Raw genomic sequence first — 19,916 nt, forward strand, 5'->3', positions numbered from 1 at the left:
TTCGCATGGCCGGCGCCCGCGCGGCGCAGCGGTCGCGAACAGGTTCCTCAGTACAATAGCCGGACCCTGTTCACGACCGGCATCCGCCGCCCCTTCATGGCCCGCCTCATTCCCGACGACTGGAAAAGCCTCGCCGCCACCGGCGCGGCCGAACGCGAGCGCGAGACGCTCGCCGCCCTCGAACACGCGCTGCCGGACACCTACACCGTCTATCACGGCGTGCACTGGACGCGTGCCGATCAAGGCTTTTCGGTGTTCGGCGAAGCGGCGTTCGTCGTCGTCAGCCCGGCCGGCCGCGTGCTGCTGATCGAGCAGAAGGCCGGCTTCCTGCGCGAAACGCCGAAGGGGCTCGTGAAGGTCTACCTGCAGAAGGAGCGCAATGTCCCGATCCAGCTCGCGCGCACGCAGGAGACGCTGCACCGGCGGCTGACCGCCGCGCTCGGCGCGGGCGTCTACGGCGTCGAGGCGCTGCTGTACTGCCCAGACTACTCGATTCGGGAGACGGCGATTGCCGGTGTCGCGGCCGATCGGATCGTCGACGCGTCGCGCAAGACGCAGCTCGCGCAGGTGATCCTGCAGATCCTGCCCGAGCACGACGAAACGTTGCCGAACGCGGCGAAGCTCCATCATTTCCTCGCGGACGAGCTGGCGCTCACGCCCGACACGAGTGCGCTCGTCGGGCAGGCCGGCACGCTCGTCACGCGGCTGTCGGGCGGCCTCGCCGAATGGGCGCGGCAGCTCGAGTTCACGCCGTTCCGCTTGCGCGTGACGGGCACCGCGGGTTCGGGCAAGACGCAGCTCGCGGTGCAGGCGATGCGCGACGCGGTCGCGGCCGGCAAGCGCGTGCTCTACGTCTGTTTCAACCGGCCGCTCGCCGACTACATCGCACGCATCGCGCCGCCCGGCGCGAAGATCGCGAACTACCATCAGCTGTGCGACTGGGTGGCGCGCGACGGCGGCTATACGCCCGACTTCGACGTGCCGGGTGCGTTCGAACGTCTCGAGGCACGCTTTGCGGAAGCGCCGATTCCGGAACGCTGGCGCTTCGACGTGCTGATCGTCGACGAAGGCCAGGATTTCCACCCGCCGTGGGCGACGGCGCTCGAGCGCCTGCTCGCGCCGGAAGGGGCCTGGTGGTGGCTGGAAGACCCGCTGCAGAACCTTTATTTGCGCGAGCCCGTCGCGCTGCCCGGCTGGGTCACGCTGAAGGCGCTGACGAACTACCGCAGCCCGCGCGACCTGCTCGAATTCGTGCGCGACATCGTCGGCCGCGTCGAGCCGCTCGCGCTGGAACTGCGCTCGGGCAGCCCGTTCGACGGTTCCGATCCGTCGGTGTCGTCATACGGTGAAGACGGCGCATCGGGCGATGCGCTCGCCGAAGCGTGCATCGACGCGACCAAGCGCGCGATCACGCACGCGCTGTCGCTCGGCTTTCGCAAGCAGGACATCGCGGTGTTGTCGTATCGCGGCCGCGAAAGCTCGGTGCTCGCGCCGCTCGACCAGCTCGGCCCGCACCGCGTCAAGCGCTTCACCGGCAAGTACGATCTGTTCGGCAACCCTGAATATCGCGAAGGCGACGTGCTGCTCGATTCGATCTACCGCTTCAAAGGGCAATCCGCGCCGTGCGTGATCCTCACCGAGATCGATTTCGACACGCTCGATGCGCGTGCGGCCCGCAAGCTGTTCGTCGGCGCGACGCGCGCGACGATGAAGCTGCTGCTCGTCGCGTCGGCGCGCTCGGCCGCGCAGCTCACGGGCGGTTGACGCGGCGGGTGGCGGGCATGACGTTGAACTGACGCCCTCCCGCGACTCCCCCCGTCACGCGACCCGAAACGCCCCCACCGCCCGCCGCAACCCATCAGCCTGCTCCTCGAGCGACGCAGCCGCTGCCGCCGCCTGCTCGACCAGCGCCGCGTTCTGCTGCGACACCTGGTCCATCTGCGACACCGCGCGGTTCACTTGCTCGATCCCGTCACGCTGCTCGTTCGACGCGGCCGCGATCTCGGTCATGATGCCCGTCACGCGGCCGATCGCCTGCTGGATGTCCTGCATCGTCGCGCCAGCCACGCCGACCAGCCGCGACCCCGTCGCGACACGCTCGACCGACTCGCCGATCAGCGTGCGGATTTCCTTCGCCGCCGAGGCCGAGCGCTGCGCGAGCGTGCGCACTTCCCCCGCGACCACCGCGAAGCCACGGCCCTGCTCGCCCGCGCGCGCGGCTTCGACCGCCGCATTCAGCGCGAGGATGTTGGTCTGGAACGCGATGCCCTCGATCGTGCCGATGATGTCGGCCACCTTCTGCGAACTCTGGTCGATCTCGTTCATCGTGCCGATCACTTCGCCGACGACGGTCGCGCCGCGCGTCGCGATCTCGCTCGCGCTGTCCGCGCAAGCCTGCGCCTCGACCGCGTGATCGGCGTTCTGCTTCACGGTCGCCGTCAGCTGCTCCATGCTCGCGGCCGTCTCCTGCAGCGCGGAGGCCTGCTCCTCAGTGCGCTGCGACAGGTCGGTATTGCCAGCCGCGATCTGGTGCGTCGCGGTCGAGATCGCTTCGGAACCCTGGCTGACCTGGCGCACCGTATCGGCGAGGCTGCGCTGCATGCCCGTCACGCCCTTGACCAGTTCGGCCATCTCGTCGCGCGACGACCAGCGCACTTCCGACGTCAGGTCGCCTTCCGACAGGCGGCGGAAATGCGACAGCAGCCGATTCACCGGTTGCGTGATCGCGAAATGCAGGCCGACCGCGCAGCCGAAACACGCGGCGAGCCCGAACGCAATGCCGGCGAGCGCGCCCACGCGCATCCAGCCGTAGTAGGTCTGGGCGGTGTCGTAGACCTCCTTGCCACGCGCCGCCTGATACGCGTCAAGCGCATCGGTCGCCTGCGTGAGCGCGACAGACAGCGGCGGTGCGACCGTCATCAGCAGCCGGTCGGCATCGTCGCGACGTCCCTCGCGGATCGCGTCCATCAGCGGCTTCAGCCCCTGCCCGATCAGCGCCTGGCGCGCGGCGTCGAGACGGGTCGCGAGCGGACCTTCGTCGCCGTCATGCGGCATGCCCGCGTAGGTGCGCCACGCGGCGTCGGCCTTCGCGAGGTAGCTGTCGGCCTTCTTGACGAGATCCGGCACGTCCGGCGCCTCCGGATGCAGCAGCGCGCGGTCGAGCGTGGTCCGCACGATCGTCAGGTTCAGGCTCGCGGCGGACAGCGCGGTCTTCGCGGCCAGTTGGCGCGTATAGGCCTCGTCGAGCGCACGGTTCGAGCTCTGCATGCCGGCGAGGCCGATCAGGCCCGACACGACGAGCAGCACGGCGACCAGGCCGAGCGTGGAAAAAATCCGCGTACGGATCGAGAAACGGGAAAACAGGGCGTTCAGGTTCATGACGGCACGTGAGCGGTGAAAGGTGCCGCGGCATTCGGTGCGCGGCACTCTGGATTACGGTTTGCCTGCAAAAAACTTGAGTCCGGCCCTCTTTCGGGCTGATCGCGATCAAATTTCCGCCCCGCAATCTTCTGTTACCGGTGCAACAAATCGAGCTCGGGCAGAAATTGACCAGTCAATCAATTGCCTCTATATTCCGGTCAATTCCCTGCCTTGGCAGATATCTCGATGAGAACCGATACCCTTCTTGCTCCGCCGGCCGCCGAAGCGGCCCGCCGCGACACGCCGACCGGGCTGGTGATCGCCGCGCTGCTGCTCGTCATGCTGCTGTCCGCGCTCGACCAGACGATCGTGTCGACCGCGCTGCCGACGATCGTCGGCGAGCTCGGCGGCCTCGACCAGTTGTCGTGGGTCGTCACCGCGTACCTGCTGTCGTCGACGGTCGTGCTGCCGCTGTACGGCAAGCTCGGCGACCTGTACGGCCGCAAGATCGTGCTGCAGGCCGCGATCGTGCTGTTTCTCGCCGGCTCCGCGCTGTGCGGCATCGCGCAGGACATGACGCAGCTGATCGTGCTGCGCGCGCTGCAAGGGCTCGGCGGCGGCGGGCTGATGGTCGTGGCGATGGCCGCGATCGGCGACCTGGTGCCGCCCGACCGCCGTGCGCGCTACCAGGGGATGTTCGGCGGCGTGTATGGCCTCGCGACGATCGTCGGGCCGCTGCTCGGCGGCTTCCTGGTCGAACACCTGTCGTGGCGCTGGATCTTCACGATCAACCTGCCGCTCGGCGCGCTCGCGCTCGCGGTGATCGGCATCGTGTTCCGGCCGCATACCGCGCACGTGAAGCACCGGATCGACTACATGGGCGCCGCGTTCCTCGCGACGGCCCTCACCTGCGTGATCCTGTTCACCAGCGAAGGCGGTTCGCTGCTGCCGTGGTCGTCGCCGCAGCTGTGGATGACGCTCGTGCTCGGGCTGGTCGCGCTCGGCGGCTTCGTCTACGAGGAGCGGCTCGCGGCCGAGCCGATCATGCCGCTCGACCTGTTCCGCCAGCGCACCTTCGTGCTGATGAGCCTGATCGGCTTCGTCGTCGGCATCGCGCTGTTCGGGTCGGTCACGTTCATTCCGCTCTATCTGCAGGTCGTGAAGGGCTCGACGCCGTCGCAGGCCGGGATGCAGCTGCTGCCGATGATGGGCGGGATGCTCGCGATGTCGATCGCGAGCGGCCGGCTGATCTCGCGGTTCGGCACGTATCGCCCGTTTCCGATCGCGGGGACGCTGATCGGCGGCATCGCGATGGCGCTGCTGTCGACGCTGTCGATCGACACGCCGCTGCACACCATGTACGCGTACATGGCGCTGCTCGGGATCGGGCTCGGCATGGTGATGCCGGTGCTGACGCTCGCCGTGCAGAACACGGTCGAATTCCGGCACATGGGTGTCGCGACGTCGGGTGCGACGCTGTTCCGCTCGATCGGCGGCTCGCTCGGCGTCGCCGCGTTCGGCGCGCTGTTCTCGCACGGGCTGCAGTCGCGCCTCGGGCAGGCGCTGCCGACCGGCACGGAGCTGCCGCCCGCGCTCGGGCCGGCGGCCGTGCACCAGTTGCCGGAGGCGGTGCGCAGTGCGTACCTGCACGCGTTCGCCGGGTCGCTGCATGTGGTGTATCTGTCGGCGGCGGGCGTGATCGCGATCGCCTTCGTGCTCGCGTGGTTCGTCCAGAGTGCGCCGCTGCGCACGCATCACTGATCGGCGGGCGGCGGCGTGGCACCACCGCGTGCCCGCCGGTCGACACCGCGAGGCGACCCTCGTCACGACTTTCGGTGGCCGCCCCCTCCGACGTCATGGCACCAGCACCACCCCGCCCGTCGTCTGGCGCGACTCCAGCAACCGATGCGCGTCGGCCGCCCGTTCGAGCGGCAGCCGCGCGCCGATCTCCACGTGCATCCCGTTCGCGAGCCGGTCGAGCGTCGCGCGCGCCGCTTCCCGATACCCGGCGACGTCACGTGCAATGAAGCCGAGCACGCTCGGCCGCGCCAGCGCGATCGAGCGGGCCGGGCCCAGTTCATCGAGATCGATCGTCTGCCGCGCGCCGATCGCGGCAACCTGCCCGATGCTCGCGACCATCCCGAACGGCCGGACCGCGCCGAGCGTACGCGTGAGCACGTCGCCGCCAATCCCGTCGATCGCATAGTCGACGCCCGCGCCGCCGCCGAACGCGCGGGCCGCCGCGACGAAATCCTCCTCGCGATAGTCGACCACCGCTTCCGCCCCATGCGCGCGCACCAGTGCGGCCTTCGCGGCCGAGCCGACCGTACCGATCACCCGCGCGCCGAGCGCGCGCGCCCACTGCGTCGCCAGCAGCCCGACACCGCCGGCCGCCGCGTGCACGAGCACGGTGTCGCCGGCGCCGACCTGCCGGACGCGGTGCAGCAGCATGTAGACGGTAATCCCTTTCAGCAGCCCGGCCGCGGCCGCGTCGTCGCTCACGCCGTCGGGCACGGGCACCACGCGCTCGGCGGGCAGCGTGCGCAGGCTCGCGTAGCTGCCGGTCGGCAGCCCCGCATACGCGACGCGCTGGCCTGGGACGAGCGCCGTCACGCCGGGGCCGACCGCGTCGATCACGCCGGCCGCCTCGACGCCGAGCGCGTCCGGCAGCGCCGGCAACGGATGCGCGCCGGTCCTGAAATAGATGTCGACGAAATTCACGCCGACGGCGGTCTGGCGAATCCGCACCTCGCCGGCGCCGGGCGGCGCGACGGGCGCATCGACGCGGCGCAGCACGCCGGCGTCGCCGTAGCGGTCGATCCCGATCCGGGTGGCGGTGACAACTTGGGTCATGACGTTCCTCGCAATCGAATGAAGTGGCACGATCATCCCATCGTGCATAATCGAGCGGAATTCCTGTTATGCGCCCATCTACTGTGCAAAATTCGACCGATCCGACGCCGGCATCCCCGTTGCCGATGAGCTGGGACGACCTCCGCTATTTCCTCGCGGTGATGCGCGGCGGCAGCCTGTCGGCCGCCGCGCGGGCGCTGCAGGTCCAGCATTCGACGGTCGCCCGGCGCATCGATGCGCTGGAATCCGCGCTCGGCATCCGGCTGTTCGACCGGCTGCCGCGCGGCTGGCCGCCGACCGACGAAGGGCTGCATCTCGCCGAGCATGCAGCCCGCGTCGAAGCCGACGTGCATGCGTTCGCGCGCGCCGCGCAGGGGGCGGCGGCGCTCGATGGCGTCGTACGCGTGTCGGCGTCGCCGGTATTTGCGAGCCACTTCCTCGCGCCGCGGCTCGCCCGCGCGCAACGCGCGTGGCCCGCGCTGCGGATCGACCTGATGGGCGAGATGCACGCGGCCAACCTGTACGCACGCGAAGCCGACCTCGCGGTGCGCCTGTCGCGACCGAGCGAGCCGGGGCTGGCCGCGCGCCGGCTCGGCACGATGCGCTTCGCGCTGTGCGCGTCGCCCGAACGGGCCGCCGAGCCGCCCGACACCTGGGCATTCCTCGGCTACGACGACGCACTCGCGCAGATGCCGCAACAGCAGTGGCTCGAACGCTTCGCGGCCGGCCGCCGCTTCGCGTTCGTCGCCAACGATCTGGCCGCGCTGCATCGTGCGTGCGTGGCCGGCGCGGGGATCGCGTTGCTGCCGCGCTTTCTCGTCGACGCACCGGTAACGGACGCGGACGCGGGCGGGCCGGCCTCGGCCGATCCGTCGCTGCCCGCCACCGCGGCGCTCGTCGAACTCACGGCGGCGCCGCGTTGCGATGTCGAGCGCGAGATCTGGCTCGTCGTCCACCCGGACGTGCGGCGCTCGCCGCGCGTGCAGCGCGTCGCGGACGCGATCGCCGACGCGGTGCGCGCTGCGGACGGCCACCTGTAGACCGGTACGCGCGGCATGCCAAGCGCGCGACGACGCCGATACCTTTACCGCCCCGCCCAGCGGCCGGCATAGTAGCGGTTTCGTCCGCCCGCTCCGCCACCATGTCCGCTGCTGCCGCCTGCGTCGTCCGCGACGCGACCGAGTCCGATCTCGCCGCCATTCAAGCGATCTACGCGCACCACGTGCGCCACAGCGTCGCGTCGTTCGAGGAGACGCCGCCCGACGTCGACGAACTGCGCGCGCGCCGCGACGCGGTGCTGCGTCACGGGTTGCCCTATCTCGTCGCGGAATGCGACGGCCGCATCGCCGGCTACGCGTATGCGACGCCGTATCGCACGCGCAGCGCATACCGCCACACGATCGAGGACTCGATCTACATCGACGACGCCCAGCGCGGCCGCGGCATCGGCCGCGCGCTGCTCGCGGCGCTGATCGCGCGGTGCGAGACCGGCCCGTGGCGCCAGATGATCGCGGTGATCGCCGACGGCGGCACCGGCGGCTCGACGTCGCTGCATCGCGCATTCGGTTTCGAGCCGGCGGGCGTGCTGAAGGCGGTCGGTTTCAAGCACGGCCGCTGGATCGATACCGCGCTGATGCAGCGCGCGCTCGGCGACGGCGCACACACGCTCCCCGCCTCGCCCGAGCCTGTCGCGTCGCGCTAGAATGGCCGCATGTCAAAACAGACTCCCCCCATGCCGGACGAGGCCGCCGCGAATTCCCGCAACGAGTATACGGTCGACGAACTCGCGCGCGTGTCCGACACGACCGTGCGCAACGTGCGTGCGTACCAGGATCGCGGGCTGCTCGCGCCGCCCGAGAAGCGCGGGCGCGTCGGCATCTACGACGACACGCACGTCGCCCGCCTGAAGCTGATCAACCATCTGCTCGCACGCGGCTACACGCTGTCGAACATCCAGGATCTGATCAAGGCGATCGACGAAGGTCACGACCTGCGCTCGATCCTCGGCCTGGAAAACGCGATCGGCGGCCGCTGGTCGCACGAACTGCCGAAAACCTATTCGCTCGCCACCCTCGCGCAGATGTTCGGCCCGCAGACGGCGTCGCAACTGTCGCGCGTGACCGAACTCGGGCTGCTCGAACGGCACGGCCTGTCGTTCGTCGCGAAAAGCCCCGCGCTGCTCGAGGCCGCGGCCGCGATGGCGAAGGAAGGCATCCCGCCGCGCGAACTGCTCGATGTGATCAGCCTCGCGCGGCCGCACTTCGACGCGATCGCGCGACTGCTCGTCGATCTCGTCGTGAAGCGGCTCGACCGCTACGACGAAGGCACGCTGCCGCCGGTGACCGACGTGCCCGCGCTCGTCGATGCGATCTGGCGCCTGCGCCCGCTCGCGGCCGTGTTCGTCGAAGGCGAGACGAACCGCGCGCTCGAGAACGCGGCAAGCGCCTATCTCGGCGGGCGCGTCGCGACGATCCTCGACAAGAAGCTCAGCGACGAGGCGGCGCGACAATCCGGCGCGACCGATACGTCCGATCCGCAACGCGACGGCGACAAAGCATAGGGCCGTCGCCGTCATATTCATATCGGCAATGCTTCGTTTGCGGGCGCGATCGCCCATGCGACGATTCTTCCAACCGGGCGGCACCGGCCGCTCGCCAGAAGACGTTTCGCATGGAGTTCGTTCGATGATTCGTTTCACCCGCTGGATCACCCGCACCGCCGCCGTCGCGCTCGTTGCGCTCTCCGCCACGTCGACCTTTGCGCAGGGCGGCGCCGACAAGGTCATGCGCATCGGCTACCAGAAGGCCGGCCTGCTATCGATCATCAAGGCACAAGGCTCGCTCGAAGCACGGCTCAAGCCGCTCGGCTATGGCGTGCAGTGGTTCGAATTCCCCGCCGGCCCGCAACTGCTCGAAGCGCTGAACGCGAACAGCATCGACTTCGGCTATACGGGCGCGCCGCCGCCCGTGTTCGCGCAGGCGGCCGGCGTGCGGTTCGTCTATGTCGGCGCGGAGCCGCCGGCCCCGCACAACGAAGCCGTGTTCGTGAAGGCCGATTCGCCGATCCGTTCGGTCGCCGAGCTGCGCGGCAAGAAGGTCGCGCTGCAGAAAGGCTCGAGCGCGAACTACCTGCTGCTCGAAGCGCTGAAGAAGGCCGGCGTGCGCTACGATGAAATTCACCCCGTGTATCTCCCGCCGGCCGACGCGCGCGCCGCGTTCGAGAGCGGCAACGTCGACGCGTGGGTCGTATGGGATCCATACTATGCGGCCGCGCAGAATGCGCTGAAGGTACGCACGCTGTCCGACTACACGGGGCTCGCGGCGACCAACAACTTCTACGAAGCGACGCGCGACTTCGCGCAGCAGCATCCGGACGTGGTCGGCGCGATCCTGAAACAGGCGCGCGAAACGGGCCAGTGGGTCAACGGGCATCCGGCCGACACGGCCGCGCTGCTCGCGCCGAAGGTCGGCCTGCCGCAACCGCTCGTCGAGACGTGGATCAAGCGCGTGCCGTTCGGCGCGGTGCCGCTCGACGACCGGATCGTCGCGGCGCAGCAGCGGGTTGCCGATGCGTTCCATACCGCGAAGTTGATTCCGCAAAAGCTGAGCGTCTCGGACAATGCGTGGATCGACACGAACGTCGCGAGTGCGCTCGCCGCGAAGTAACGTCAACGCACTCGCACGAGGCCGACGGACGCCCTGCCCGTCGGCCTTTTTTCTTCTCGAATTGGCGGGAAACGCAGCCGCTCCCCTCGCGACTAATCCAGATAGGGCGCCAAGACGCCCTCGATCCAGTCCATGAACGCCCGCACGCGCGGCGACAGATTGCGCCGATGGGCCACCACGAGCGACGCGGCGAGCGGCTCGGGACGCAGGTCGGGTAGAACCTCGACCAGCGCGCCGCTTTCAATGTGATGCGCGAGCGCCGAATATCCCGCCTGGATCAACCCGATGCCGGCGAGCCCGGCTGCGTGATAAGTCTGCACGCTGTTGACCTGCATCGCGCTGGGCAACGGCAGCGACGCATAGCCGTCACCATTCGGATATTCCCATCCGGGATGCCGGGCGCCGAGCGTCAGCGTGTAGTGGACCATCCGGTGCCCCTGGGTGCGCAGATCGTCGAGCGTGTGCGGTATGCCGTGCCGCGCCAGATAGGCCGGGCTTGCCGCATTCGTCATGCGCAGCTTGCCCAGCGGTCGGGCAATCAGCGTGTCGTCGGTGATCGGACCCAGCCGGATCACGCAATCGAACCCTTCCTGGACGAGATCGACGCGTCGATCGGTGCTCGACAGTTCGAGTTCGAGCTCGGGATGCGCGGCCATCAATTGCGGCAGTGCCGGAACCACGACGCTGCGCGCCAGCTCGGTCGGCATGTCGACGCGCAATCTTCCGCGCAGTCGCGTGCCGTTACCCGAGAACATCGATTGCAATTCCTGCACTTCGGCCAGCAGGTCGCGGGCGCGGGAATAGAACGCGCGGCCGTCCTCGGTCAACTGCACACTCCTCGTGGTCCGATGCAGGAGCGCAACCCCCACGTCGCGCTCGAGCTTGCGGATCACCATCGACACACGCCCTTTCTGGATGCCCAGGCTTTCGGCCGCCCGCGTGAAGCTCGTCATTTCGGCGACACGGGCAAAGATCAGGAGCGCGTCGAGGTTTTGCATTGTTCACCCTGGAAGTAACAGCACGTTCAATCGATCATCATTTATAACCCGGTTGCGACTCAGTAGAGTGCTTTCCCATGTCGTCGCCCGACGACAACCTGAACGAAAGGGAACAATCATGACGCAACACACTTCTTCGGTTAAAGCGGTCGTCGTCTACCACTCCGGTTACGGGCATACCGCACGTATGGCAACGGCGGTCGCCGAAGGGGCCGGCGCCGAACTCGTCGCCATCGACGCCGACGGAAATATTGCAGCGCACGCGTGGGACATGCTCGCCGGCGCCGATGCGATCCTGTTCGGCTCGCCGACCTACATGGGCGGCCCGAGCTGGCAGTTCAAGAAGTTCGCCGATGCATCGTCGAAGGTCTGGTTCGACGCCGGGTGGCGCGACAAGATCTTTGGCGGCTTCACCAACAGCGCAAGCATCAACGGCGACAAGCTCAATACGCTCGAATACTTCGTCCTGCTCGCCGGCCAGCACGGCGGGATCTGGGCGAGCATGGACATCAAGCCGGCGAACGTGAAGGCCTCGCTGCGTGACGACCTGAATCGCATGGGCTCCTATATCGCGCCGATGGCGCAGACGCCGGCCGACGCGTCGCCCGACGAGATGTCGCCGGGGGATCTCGAGACGGCACGCCGGTATGGCGAACGCGTCGCAACGATCGCCGGGCAGTTTCGGGCAGGACGCGCTCGAATCGGCTGAAATCCGGGGTGGGCGGCGCGGCCGGCCTGCATGTCTCGCGGCTGGAGCGAGGTATGATGACGCCTGCGCACCACGCCGGATCGGCCGCGCCGCCCCGCAGGGTCACATCGTTTCATCTGACAAACGGATGGCTCAATGAAACAGTTACAACATAACGATTGACGGCGGCACGGGCGGCGCGTAGTGTGTCGCCAGAAGTTCAAGAAGTTCGATTGCTGTTCATCAATTGTCGCTACCCAGCGATATTCGTGGTCCTCTCCCTCCTTGACGCTTCAAACGCTCTCTCGCAGAGCACATCTTTCTATTTTTTTCATCAAGGATTCTTCATGGATACCGGTATCGTCAAGTGGTTCAACGACAGCAAAGGCTTTGGCTTCATCACCCCGGACAACGGCGGCGACGACCTGTTCGCGCATTTCTCGGAAATTCGCGCCGACGGCTTCAAGACGCTGGCTGAAAACCAGAAGGTGAGCTTCGAAACGAAGCAAGGCCCGAAGGGTCTGCAAGCGGCCAACATCAAGCCGCTGTAAAGTTTGAAGGACCCGGCCTCCGGTAACGGACGCCGGGTTGCAGCGACATCCTCGCGGAGCTTCGACTCCCAAAGTTGGCGCGACTGCTCTTAGCTGCATCTGATTGATCAGCAGCTTGCCGAGCGCCACACGCCTCGTTGCACTTCATTCCCCCTCTGGCTGCAAGGCCCCTTTTCTGCTTTTCGACTGCTTCGGATTCAGCTCGCAATGGCTTTGAATCGGCGCACCTGTGCACATTCGCACGGCACGCGCGCACTCGAACATCATTAAAATTAAAACGCAAATGCAAAACCAACGAATTCAACAGTACAACGGCTATGCCGTTCAACCCTCGGCACATCGTTTGCCCGACGGTAGTTTTTCCTCCAACCTGCTGCTCGAACGCGCCGAAGGCCGTTACCAGTTCTATTCGCTCGATTATTTCGTGAGCGAAGAACAGGCACTACAGCACTCGAGCCGCTGGGCACGCAACTGGATCGACACGCGCGGCTGAAGCCAGCGCCCGGCCATCGTTCCAGCGACGCGCCGGCGCCCTGCGCCGGCCCGCTTTACTTCAACGCACCCGCCACCTTCTTCTGCCGCCACAGACACAGCAGATCGCACGCGACATGCGCGGCCGCGATCGCGGTGATGTCGGCGTGATCATAGGCTGGCGCCACCTCGACGACATCCGCCCCGATCAGGTTCACCGCACCGAGCCCGCGCACGATCGCGAGCGCCTGCGCTGACGACAATCCGCCCGCGACCGGCGTGCCCGTACCGGGCGCGAACGCCGGATCGAGGCAATCGATGTCGAACGTCAGGTACGCGGGCCGCGCCCCGACGATATCGACGATCCGCTCGACCGCCGCGCGCGAGCCATGCTCGTGCACCCACGCGGCATCGAGCCGCTCGATCCCGAGAAAGTCGTCGTTCCACGTACGGATCCCAACCTGCACCGACGTCGCGGGATCGATCAGCCCTTCCTTCACGGCCTTGTAGAACATCGTGCCGTGATTGAGGCTGTCCGGTTCGTCGTCGGCCCACGTATCGCAGTGCGCGTCGAAATGAATCAGCGACAGCGGCTTGCCGTAGCGCTCCGCGTGCGCGATCAGCAACGGATACGTGATGTAGTGGTCGCCGCCGAGCGTCAGCATCTTCGCGCCCGAGCGCAGGATCGTGCGCGCATGCTCGACGATCGCCGGCTTGATCGACAGCGGATTGTGCGCGTCGAACCAGCAGTCGCCATAGTCGACGGCCGCGAGATCATCGAACGGATCGAAGCCCCACGGATACGGATTGAGCTCCGCGAGTTGCACGCTCGCCGCGCGGATCGCGGCCGGCCCGAGCCTTGCGCCCGAGCGATAGGTCGTCGCGAGATCGAGCGGCACGCCGGAGATCGCGACGTCGACACCGTCGAGCGCACGCGAATAGTTGCGGCGCATGAACGACAGCACACCCGCATAAGTATTTTCGATCGAGGCGCCGTACGGCGTCGTGCGACGGATCGCACCGTCGCCGTGAAGAAGTTCGGTCATGGTCGGAGCTGTAGTCATGGCGGCCGGGCCGCCCGTTTCGCCTGGCATGGGCGCGCGGGTTGGACACGGCATGGATTCATCGGGCACGCACCGGCGTGCGCCTCGTCGCGCAACCGGACGGGACAACGACATCGACAACGGCAATACCGCGGCGATCATAGCAAGCCGAATGGAAGGCGTTGCCCCGGTTCAGCCGGGGCAACGCGCGGAAAATCCGGCGGCGGCATCGCCGCCCATCGCTTCCCTTCGCCTCCGTTTCCTAGAAGGATTCGCCGGTTCTTGCGCGCCCGTTCTTCCGGATAATGGCCGGCAGCCGTGCGCCGTCCGCCACAAAAACCACAAACCGGAGATACTCGCCTTGATCGCCACGCTTCCCGCCGCCTATCGCCGGCTCTGGCCGCTCGCCATTGCCGCCGCGTTGTTGTACGGGCTGTCGCTCGCCGCCGCGCCCTATCCGGGCCAGGCCGCCGCGAAAGCCGCGATGGGCGTCCTGCTGCTCGCGGCCGGCAGCACGTGCGGCGCGCCGCGCGAACGTGCGTGGCTGGGCGCGGCGCTCGCGACCGCCGTGCTCGGCGACGTGCTGCTTGCACTGCCCGACTGGCCGCTGTCGTTCGTGTTCGGCCTCGGCGCGTTCCTGCTCACGCACGTGTGTTATTGCGTGGTCTTCTTCCGATGGCGCGCGCGGCCGCACGGCTGGCGCATCGGCGCGCTCGTCGCGCTGTGGATCGCCGCGCCGGCGTTCTACGTGGCGTTCTTCCCGCACCTCGGCGAGCTGCTGGCGCCGGTCGCCGTCTACATGCTCGTGCTGTGCGTGATGGCGAGCTTCGCGCTCGCCGCGCGCACGCGCGGCGCGCTGGTCGCCGTCGGCAGCCTGATCTTCGTCGGCTCCGATACGCTGATCGGCGTCGGCCGGTTCCTCGGCGGCTTTCCCGGCATCGACTACCTGATCTGGGGCCTCTACGCGCTCGCGCAGGTCCTGATCGTGGCGGGGGTTTTCCATGAGACGGCCGCCCGCTCGATCCGTCCCTGATACTGTTTCAAACAGACCGTCGCGCACCGGCGGTTTCGCTCACCGCCGGTCCCGCCCTGCCGACGGCCCTTTCCGCGCCTCCCGCAATGCGGAAAGCACCCCGTTCCAAACCCCGCTCAGCCTTTTCCCGCTTGGCTTCCTGCCGTTAGAGCGCCCCTTCTAGCCGCTTGCGGTTTCCGGGCTCACCCACTATCGTTACATCAACCAATGTAACATTAAAAAATGAGCCAAATCGGAGACGCCCGGATGAATGCTCGCACGTTGCCTTTCGGCCCGCCCGGCCACGATGGCCCGGACGAAACCATCGACATCGCCATCATCGGCACCGGCTTCGCCGGGCTGGGGATGGCGATCCGCCTGCGGCAAACAGGCGTGACCGACTTCGTCGTCCTCGAGAAGGCCGCCTCGGTCGGCGGCACGTGGCGCGACAATCATTACCCCGGGTGTGCATGCGACGTGCAATCGCACGTCTATTCGTTCTCGTTCGCGCCGAACCCGCGCTGGACGCGCATGTTCGCGCCGCAGCCGGAGATTCGCGCGTATCTGGAAGACTGCGTGCAGCGCTTCGGCGTCGGCCCGCACCTGCGCATGAACCACGAACTGCGGCGCGCCGAGTACGACGAAACCGCGCAGCGCTGGCGCCTCACGTTCGCGAACGGCAAGCGGTTGTCGGCGCGCGTGCTCGTGTCGGGCATGGGCGGGCTGTCGCGCGCCGCGCTGCCGGCGATCCCCGGCGTCGAAACGTTCCAGGGCCGCGCCTTCCATTCGCAGCAGTGGGATCACGACTATCCGCTCGACGGCAAGCGCGTCGCGGTGATCGGCACCGGCGCGAGCGCGATCCAGTTCGTGCCGCAGATCGCACCGCGCGTGAAGGCACTCGCGCTGTTCCAGCGCACGCCGCCGTGGATCATGCCGAAGCCCGACCGCAACCTGACCGGCTTCGAGAAATGGCTGTTCCGCACGCTGCCCTTCACGCAGAAGGCCGTGCGCAGCGGCATCTACTGGATGCTCGAATCGCGCGTGCTCGGCTTTGCGATCCATCCGTCGCTGATGAAGAACGTGCAGAAGCTCGCGCTGCGTCACATCCGCAAGCAGATCCCCGATCCGGAATTGCGCAAGGCCGTCACGCCGAACTACACGCTCGGCTGCAAGCGCGTGCTGATCTCGAACGACTACTACCCGGCGCTGTCGCGCAAGAACGTCGATGTGATCACGACCGGCATCGACCACATCGAAGCCGACGCGGTCGTGACGACCGACGGCAAGCGTCATGAAGTCGACTGCCTGATCTACGGCACCGGCTTCCAGGTGTCGGACCCGTTTCCGCGCGGCGCGATCGTCGGCCGCGGCGGCCTCGACATCGTCGACGCGTGGCGCGACGGTGCGCACGCGTACCTCGGCACGACGCTGCCGGGCTACCCGAACCTCTTCATGATCGTCGGCCCGAACACGGGCCTCGGCCACAACTCGATGGTGTTCATGATCGAGTCGCAGATCGAATACATCCTCGGCGCGCTGCAGGCGATGCAGCGCGAACGCGCGGATGCGATCGAGGTGCGCCCGCTCGTCGAGGCGCAGTTCAACAACGACCTGCAGGGCAAGCTCAAGAAGGCGATCTGGTCGACGGGCGGCTGCAAGAGCTGGTACCTCGACCCGCGCACCGGCAAGAACACGACGCTGTGGCCGGGCTTCACATGGCGCTTCCGCCAGGCGACCGCACGCTTCTCGATCGCCGATTACCACGCGTATGGCGCGTCGCGGCATGACACGACCGCACAACCAGTCGCCGCGTCAGCGGCTTCCGCTTCAACTTCCCGTTCCGCCGAAGCGGCCTGAGCCAGACAAGGAGCCACCGACATGAGAGATTTCGCCAACAAGGTCGCCGCGATCACAGGCGCCGGCTCGGGCATGGGCCGCGCGCTCGCGGTCCAGCTCGCGCGGGCCGGCTGCCACGTGTCGCTCGCCGACAAGAACGGCGTCGGCCTCGCCGAAACCGAGCGGATCGTCCGCGCGATCGCGCCGAACGTGCGCGTGTCGACGCGCATGCTGGACGTCGGCGACCGCGACGCGATGTTCGCGTGGGCCGACGACACCGCGAACGAGCACGGCAAGGTCAACCTGATCTTCAACAATGCGGGCGTCGCGCTGTCGAGCACGATCGAAGGGATGGAATACAGCGATCTCGAGTGGATCGTGAACATCAACTTCTGGGGCGTCGTGCACGGCACAAAGGCGTTCCTGCCGCACCTGAAGGCATCGGGCGACGGCCACGTGATCAACACGTCGAGCATCTTCGGGATCTTCGCGCAGCCGGGCATGAGCGGCTACAACGCGACCAAGTTCGCGGTGCGCGGCTTCACCGAATCGCTGCGCCAGGAACTCGACATGATGAAGTGCGGCGTGTCGGCGACCTGCGTGCATCCGGGCGGTGTCCGCACGAACATCGCGCAGTCGAGCTGCGTCGCGAAGAACATGATCGGCTTCCTGATCCAGAGCGAGCAGCAAGGCAAGGACAACTTCGAGAAGTTCTTCATCACGAGCGCCGACGATGCCGCGCGCACGATCCTCGCCGGCGTGCGCAAGAACAAGCGCCGCGTGCTGATCGGCCGCGATGCGAAGGGCGCCGACTGGATGGCGCGCATCATGCCGGCCGCCTACCAGGCGATCGTGGTGCTCGTATCGCGCCGCGAGGCCGCGAAGGCCCGCCGCGAGGCCGCCCGCTACGGCGCGCCGGCGGCCGCTCCGCTTCACGCCCCCTACAACAACGCAGGCAATCAGGCAGGAGAACAATCATGACGAACCCGAACATGATGCCGGTGCGGCGCGACATCCGTTTCGCGCTGCCGCCCGAACGCGCGAAGGACTGGCACGTCCAGGGCGTGCCGGTCACGCATTTCATGAACGCGCTGTCGCTGCTGTTTCCGGCGGGCGAGCGCTTTTTCATGGATTCGGTGCGCTACTACCGCGACCGCATCGAGGATCCGGAGCTGAAGAAGCAGGTGCTCGGCTTCATCGGCCAGGAAGCGATGCACACGCGCGAGCACATCGAGTACAACGACCTGCTGCAATCGGCCGGCCTGCCCGCGCACAAGCTCGACAAGCGGCTGTGGACGATCCTCGGCTTCTTCAGAAAGACGATGCCGCATTCGATGCAGCTCGCGGCGACCATCGCGCTCGAGCACTACACGGCGATCCTCGCGAACCAGCTGCTGTCGGGCCTCGAGCACCGGATCGACGGATCGGTCGAAGGCTATCGGCAGATGTGGATGTGGCACGCGATGGAGGAAACCGAGCACAAGGCGGTGTCGTACGACGTATGGAACGCCGTGATGAAGCCGGGCCTCGGCAGCTATCTGCTGCGCACCGGCACGATGCTGCTGACGACCGTGATGTTCTGGACGATCGTGTTCGACTTCCACGTGCGGCTGATGCTCGCGCACCGTCGCAAGCACGGCAGGTTCGGCGGCATGTGGCGCCTCGTGAAGTATCTGTACAGCCCGAAGAACGGCGTGTTGCCGAGCATCGCCGGCGAATGGCTCGACTACTTCCGCCCGGGCTTCCATCCGTGGGACCACGACAACCATCAATACCTGGAGGGCCTCGACACGCTGCTCGCGAACATCGACGCGACCAACGCGCGCTACGCGGCGCAGGCCGCCCCGCGCCGCGTGCCGCTGCATCCGGTTGCGCAGGCATGACGTCATGGCGCACGCGCACGAGATGCTGACCGTCCGCTCCGGCGACGTGAAACTCGCCGTGTATGTCAGCGGCCCGCGGCGCGCGCCGCCGCTGATCCTCGTGCACGGCTATCCCGATTCGGCGGCCGTGTGGGCGCCGGTGCGCGCGCGGCTCGCGAAGCGCTACCGCGTGATCGCCTACGACGTGCGCGGCGCCGGGGCGTCCGATGCGCCGCGCCGCCGCGCCGATTACGCGCTCGCGCGGCTCGCGGAGGACCTGAAGGCCGTCGCCGACGCGACCTGCGGCAACCGGCCGTTTCATCTGGTCGGCCACGACTGGGGGTCGATCCAGTGCTGGGAGGCCGTGACCGACCCCGCGTTCCGCGGCCGGATCGCGTCGTACACGTCGATCTCCGGGCCGTGCCTCGACCACGTGTTTCGCGCGAAGATGCGGCTCAAGCAGAGCCTGAAGTCGTGGTACATCGCGTTCTTCCACCTGCCGGTCGTGCCGTCGCTGGTGTGGCGGCTCGGCGGCGCCGCGCTGTGGCCGCGTTGGTTGCAGTTGACCGAGCGCGTGCGGCCCGAGCGCGATCCCGCGCAGTTGAAGAACGCGCTGAACGGCTTGCAGCTTTACCGCGCGAATTTCCTCGCCCGGGCGAGACGGCCGCGCGAGCGGTATGCGCAGGCGCCGGTCCAGATCCTCGTGCCGGTGCGCGACCGCTACGTGACGCCCGAGATGTCGGTCGGTCTCGACCGCTGGCTCGGCGAGCATGTGCGCGAGGAAATCGACGGCGCGCACTGGATCGTGGTGCGCGATCCGGAACTGATCGCCGCGCGGATCGACCGGTTTGCCGCGGCATATGAAAGACCGGCCGCGGCGACCCTGGCGGCGGCCCCCGCGACGGCGAGCGCCCCGGCTCAGCGCAACGCCGGCAGGCGCTTGAACAGCGTTTCGTAGTCGATCACGAGCCCGTCGGCATCGATGTCCATCTCCGCCGTGAAATTCCGGAAGATCCCTTCGTAGCGGTAGCGCCGGCCGGGCTCGATGCACGCGTAGGCCTGCTTGACCGGCGCGACGGTCAAATCCGGCGTCGAGATGTACGCGACGTCGATCGGCCGCCGCTCGCCGCGCGCGAGACGGAGGCGGCCGATCGGCAGCGAATTCGTGAACGGCGTCGCCGCGATGTCGATGTCGACACAGCCATCCAGTTCCGGCAGCGCGCTGCCCGAACCGTCGCGCCAGTGGCCGGCGCCGTCGCCATGCAGTTCGAGCGTGCCGCCGCCCATCACCCGAAGCACCGCATATCTGACCCGCCACTGCGGATCGCACTCGACCCGGTACGCAAGCCCGTACGCGCGGCCGTACCGCTGGCCGACCACGGCACTTTCGACGACGATGCCGGTTTCAGCACGGTCGAACGTCAGGTGCTCGATTCCGTCGCCCTCGAGCGACGCCCAGCGGACTTCTCGCATCGTTCCTCCGAAAACGCTAACGAGAGCGCAAATTTACTACCAGAACCCGCAAATGTCGCGAAAACGCTAACGTCCGCCCCAATTCGGGGCACCCGACTCAAATC

General features: G+C 67.6%; 19 protein-coding genes. 14 read left to right on the forward strand and 5 right to left on the reverse strand.

Features of this window, described 5'->3' with window-relative positions; genetic code table 11:
• Positions 1 to 96 precede the first annotated feature (96 nt).
• Positions 97 to 1,764 (forward strand): ATP-binding domain-containing protein, encoded by a 1,668-nt coding sequence (locus ACP26O_RS17415; RefSeq protein WP_175701202.1) that lies wholly within the window; start codon positions 97 to 99, stop codon positions 1,762 to 1,764.
• A 54-nt stretch (positions 1,765 to 1,818) separates the two neighbouring features.
• Here ACP26O_RS17415 and ACP26O_RS17420 read toward each other — a convergent pair whose 3' ends face one another.
• On the reverse strand, positions 1,819 to 3,378 hold the full coding sequence (locus tag ACP26O_RS17420) for a methyl-accepting chemotaxis protein (protein WP_175663649.1): 1,560 nt from the start codon (positions 3,376 to 3,378) through the stop codon (positions 1,819 to 1,821).
• Between the two features lie 228 nt (positions 3,379 to 3,606).
• Between ACP26O_RS17420 and ACP26O_RS17425 the strand changes: the two genes are divergently transcribed.
• Entirely contained in the window at positions 3,607 to 5,121 is a 1,515-nt protein-coding gene (locus tag ACP26O_RS17425; RefSeq protein WP_175663648.1) for an MDR family MFS transporter, read from the forward strand.
• Positions 5,122 to 5,214: 93 nt separating this feature from the next.
• Here ACP26O_RS17425 and ACP26O_RS17430 read toward each other — a convergent pair whose 3' ends face one another.
• Positions 5,215 to 6,213: a quinone oxidoreductase family protein gene (locus tag ACP26O_RS17430; RefSeq protein ID WP_175663647.1), complete on the reverse strand. Its 999-nt coding sequence runs from the start codon at positions 6,211 to 6,213 to the stop codon at positions 5,215 to 5,217.
• A 125-nt stretch (positions 6,214 to 6,338) separates the two neighbouring features.
• On the opposite strand from ACP26O_RS17430, the gene ACP26O_RS17435 reads away from it, so the two are divergent.
• From ACP26O_RS17435 to ACP26O_RS17450, 4 genes are all read left to right on the forward strand, one after another.
• Positions 6,339 to 7,253 carry a LysR family transcriptional regulator gene (locus tag ACP26O_RS17435; protein WP_175663646.1) on the forward strand — a complete coding sequence of 305 codons (915 nt, stop codon included), beginning with the start codon at positions 6,339 to 6,341 and terminating at the stop codon, positions 7,251 to 7,253.
• Positions 7,254 to 7,354: 101 nt separating this feature from the next.
• Complete coding sequence (locus tag ACP26O_RS17440) at positions 7,355 to 7,915, forward strand: GNAT family N-acetyltransferase (RefSeq protein ID WP_175663645.1); 561 nt, start codon at positions 7,355 to 7,357, stop codon at positions 7,913 to 7,915.
• Between the two features lie 9 nt (positions 7,916 to 7,924).
• Positions 7,925 to 8,773 carry a MerR family transcriptional regulator gene (locus ACP26O_RS17445; protein ID WP_175654590.1) on the forward strand — a complete coding sequence of 283 codons (849 nt, stop codon included), beginning with the start codon at positions 7,925 to 7,927 and terminating at the stop codon, positions 8,771 to 8,773.
• A 124-nt stretch (positions 8,774 to 8,897) separates the two neighbouring features.
• Entirely contained in the window at positions 8,898 to 9,878 is a 981-nt protein-coding gene (locus ACP26O_RS17450) for a sulfonate ABC transporter substrate-binding protein (protein WP_175663644.1), read from the forward strand.
• Between the two features lie 92 nt (positions 9,879 to 9,970).
• On the opposite strand, the gene ACP26O_RS17455 is transcribed toward ACP26O_RS17450, so the two are convergent.
• A complete protein-coding gene (locus ACP26O_RS17455) occupies positions 9,971 to 10,876 on the reverse strand; it encodes a LysR family transcriptional regulator (protein ID WP_175663643.1) in 906 nt (301 codons plus the stop codon).
• Between the two features lie 118 nt (positions 10,877 to 10,994).
• On the opposite strand from ACP26O_RS17455, the gene ACP26O_RS17460 reads away from it, so the two are divergent.
• From ACP26O_RS17460 to ACP26O_RS17470, 3 genes are all read left to right on the forward strand, one after another.
• Positions 10,995 to 11,585, forward strand: coding sequence for a flavodoxin family protein (locus tag ACP26O_RS17460; RefSeq protein ID WP_175663642.1), 591 nt, complete (start codon positions 10,995 to 10,997; stop codon positions 11,583 to 11,585).
• A 326-nt stretch (positions 11,586 to 11,911) separates the two neighbouring features.
• Positions 11,912 to 12,115, forward strand: coding sequence for a cold-shock protein (locus ACP26O_RS17465; RefSeq protein WP_006485974.1), 204 nt, complete (start codon positions 11,912 to 11,914; stop codon positions 12,113 to 12,115).
• A 283-nt stretch (positions 12,116 to 12,398) separates the two neighbouring features.
• The gene (locus ACP26O_RS17470) at positions 12,399 to 12,608 is read left to right on the forward strand and encodes a hypothetical protein (protein WP_006753082.1); all 210 of its coding nucleotides are present in this window, start codon (positions 12,399 to 12,401) and stop codon (positions 12,606 to 12,608) included.
• 55 nt (positions 12,609 to 12,663) lie between these two features.
• On the opposite strand, the gene speB is transcribed toward ACP26O_RS17470, so the two are convergent.
• Positions 12,664 to 13,632, reverse strand: a complete 969-nt coding sequence (speB, locus tag ACP26O_RS17475) for an agmatinase (protein WP_126225604.1) — start codon at positions 13,630 to 13,632, stop codon at positions 12,664 to 12,666.
• A gap of 358 nt (positions 13,633 to 13,990) precedes the next feature.
• Between speB and ACP26O_RS17480 the strand changes: the two genes are divergently transcribed.
• From ACP26O_RS17480 to ACP26O_RS17500, 5 genes are all read left to right on the forward strand, one after another.
• Positions 13,991 to 14,662, forward strand: a complete 672-nt coding sequence (locus tag ACP26O_RS17480; RefSeq protein WP_175663641.1) for a lysoplasmalogenase — start codon at positions 13,991 to 13,993, stop codon at positions 14,660 to 14,662.
• A gap of 246 nt (positions 14,663 to 14,908) precedes the next feature.
• Positions 14,909 to 16,498 carry a flavin-containing monooxygenase gene (locus ACP26O_RS17485; RefSeq protein WP_175663640.1) on the forward strand — a complete coding sequence of 530 codons (1,590 nt, stop codon included), beginning with the start codon at positions 14,909 to 14,911 and terminating at the stop codon, positions 16,496 to 16,498.
• Between the two features lie 21 nt (positions 16,499 to 16,519).
• Entirely contained in the window at positions 16,520 to 17,458 is a 939-nt protein-coding gene (locus ACP26O_RS17490; protein ID WP_175663639.1) for an SDR family NAD(P)-dependent oxidoreductase, read from the forward strand.
• Complete coding sequence (locus tag ACP26O_RS17495; RefSeq protein WP_175663638.1) at positions 17,455 to 18,360, forward strand: metal-dependent hydrolase; 906 nt, start codon at positions 17,455 to 17,457, stop codon at positions 18,358 to 18,360. Before ACP26O_RS17490 ends, ACP26O_RS17495 begins: the two co-directional genes overlap by 4 nt.
• Positions 18,361 to 18,364: 4 nt before the next feature.
• Positions 18,365 to 19,297, forward strand: coding sequence for an alpha/beta fold hydrolase (locus ACP26O_RS17500; RefSeq protein ID WP_426356355.1), 933 nt, complete (start codon positions 18,365 to 18,367; stop codon positions 19,295 to 19,297).
• Here the strand turns inward: ACP26O_RS17500 and ACP26O_RS17505 are convergent.
• Positions 19,258 to 19,812 (reverse strand): putative glycolipid-binding domain-containing protein, encoded by a 555-nt coding sequence (locus ACP26O_RS17505; protein WP_175659043.1) that lies wholly within the window; start codon positions 19,810 to 19,812, stop codon positions 19,258 to 19,260. The genes ACP26O_RS17500 and ACP26O_RS17505 overlap by 40 nt on opposite strands.
• Positions 19,813 to 19,916 lie beyond the last annotated feature (104 nt).

It is taken from the genome of Burkholderia sp. R-40 (assembly GCF_049942845.1).
In the GTDB taxonomy this organism is placed as follows: Bacteria; Pseudomonadota; Gammaproteobacteria; order Burkholderiales; family Burkholderiaceae; genus Burkholderia; species Burkholderia ambifaria.

Excerpts from the sequence above, each read along its gene's own strand:
- ACP26O_RS17430 (WP_175663647.1), bottom strand. The coding sequence starts at position 6,213 with ATGACCCAAGTTGTCACCGCCACCCGGATCGGGATCGACCGCTACGGC.
- ACP26O_RS17440 (WP_175663645.1), top strand. The coding sequence starts at position 7,355 with ATGTCCGCTGCTGCCGCCTGCGTCGTCCGCGACGCGACCGAGTCCGAT.
- ACP26O_RS17425 (WP_175663648.1), top strand. The coding sequence starts at position 3,607 with ATGAGAACCGATACCCTTCTTGCTCCGCCGGCCGCCGAAGCGGCCCGC.
- ACP26O_RS17485 (WP_175663640.1), top strand. The coding sequence starts at position 14,909 with ATGAATGCTCGCACGTTGCCTTTCGGCCCGCCCGGCCACGATGGCCCG.
- ACP26O_RS17470 (WP_006753082.1), top strand. The coding sequence starts at position 12,399 with ATGCAAAACCAACGAATTCAACAGTACAACGGCTATGCCGTTCAACCC.
- ACP26O_RS17455 (WP_175663643.1), bottom strand. The coding sequence starts at position 10,876 with ATGCAAAACCTCGACGCGCTCCTGATCTTTGCCCGTGTCGCCGAAATG.
- ACP26O_RS17415 (WP_175701202.1), top strand. The coding sequence starts at position 97 with ATGGCCCGCCTCATTCCCGACGACTGGAAAAGCCTCGCCGCCACCGGC.
- ACP26O_RS17460 (WP_175663642.1), top strand. The coding sequence starts at position 10,995 with ATGACGCAACACACTTCTTCGGTTAAAGCGGTCGTCGTCTACCACTCC.
- speB (WP_126225604.1), bottom strand. The coding sequence starts at position 13,632 with ATGACCGAACTTCTTCACGGCGACGGTGCGATCCGTCGCACGACGCCG.
- ACP26O_RS17490 (WP_175663639.1), top strand. The coding sequence starts at position 16,520 with ATGAGAGATTTCGCCAACAAGGTCGCCGCGATCACAGGCGCCGGCTCG.
- ACP26O_RS17495 (WP_175663638.1), top strand. The coding sequence starts at position 17,455 with ATGACGAACCCGAACATGATGCCGGTGCGGCGCGACATCCGTTTCGCG.
- ACP26O_RS17450 (WP_175663644.1), top strand. The coding sequence starts at position 8,898 with ATGATTCGTTTCACCCGCTGGATCACCCGCACCGCCGCCGTCGCGCTC.
- ACP26O_RS17505 (WP_175659043.1), bottom strand. The coding sequence starts at position 19,812 with ATGCGAGAAGTCCGCTGGGCGTCGCTCGAGGGCGACGGAATCGAGCAC.
- ACP26O_RS17435 (WP_175663646.1), top strand. The coding sequence starts at position 6,339 with ATGAGCTGGGACGACCTCCGCTATTTCCTCGCGGTGATGCGCGGCGGC.
- ACP26O_RS17500 (WP_426356355.1), top strand. The coding sequence starts at position 18,365 with ATGGCGCACGCGCACGAGATGCTGACCGTCCGCTCCGGCGACGTGAAA.
- ACP26O_RS17445 (WP_175654590.1), top strand. The coding sequence starts at position 7,925 with ATGTCAAAACAGACTCCCCCCATGCCGGACGAGGCCGCCGCGAATTCC.
- ACP26O_RS17420 (WP_175663649.1), bottom strand. The coding sequence starts at position 3,378 with ATGAACCTGAACGCCCTGTTTTCCCGTTTCTCGATCCGTACGCGGATT.
- ACP26O_RS17465 (WP_006485974.1), top strand. The coding sequence starts at position 11,912 with ATGGATACCGGTATCGTCAAGTGGTTCAACGACAGCAAAGGCTTTGGC.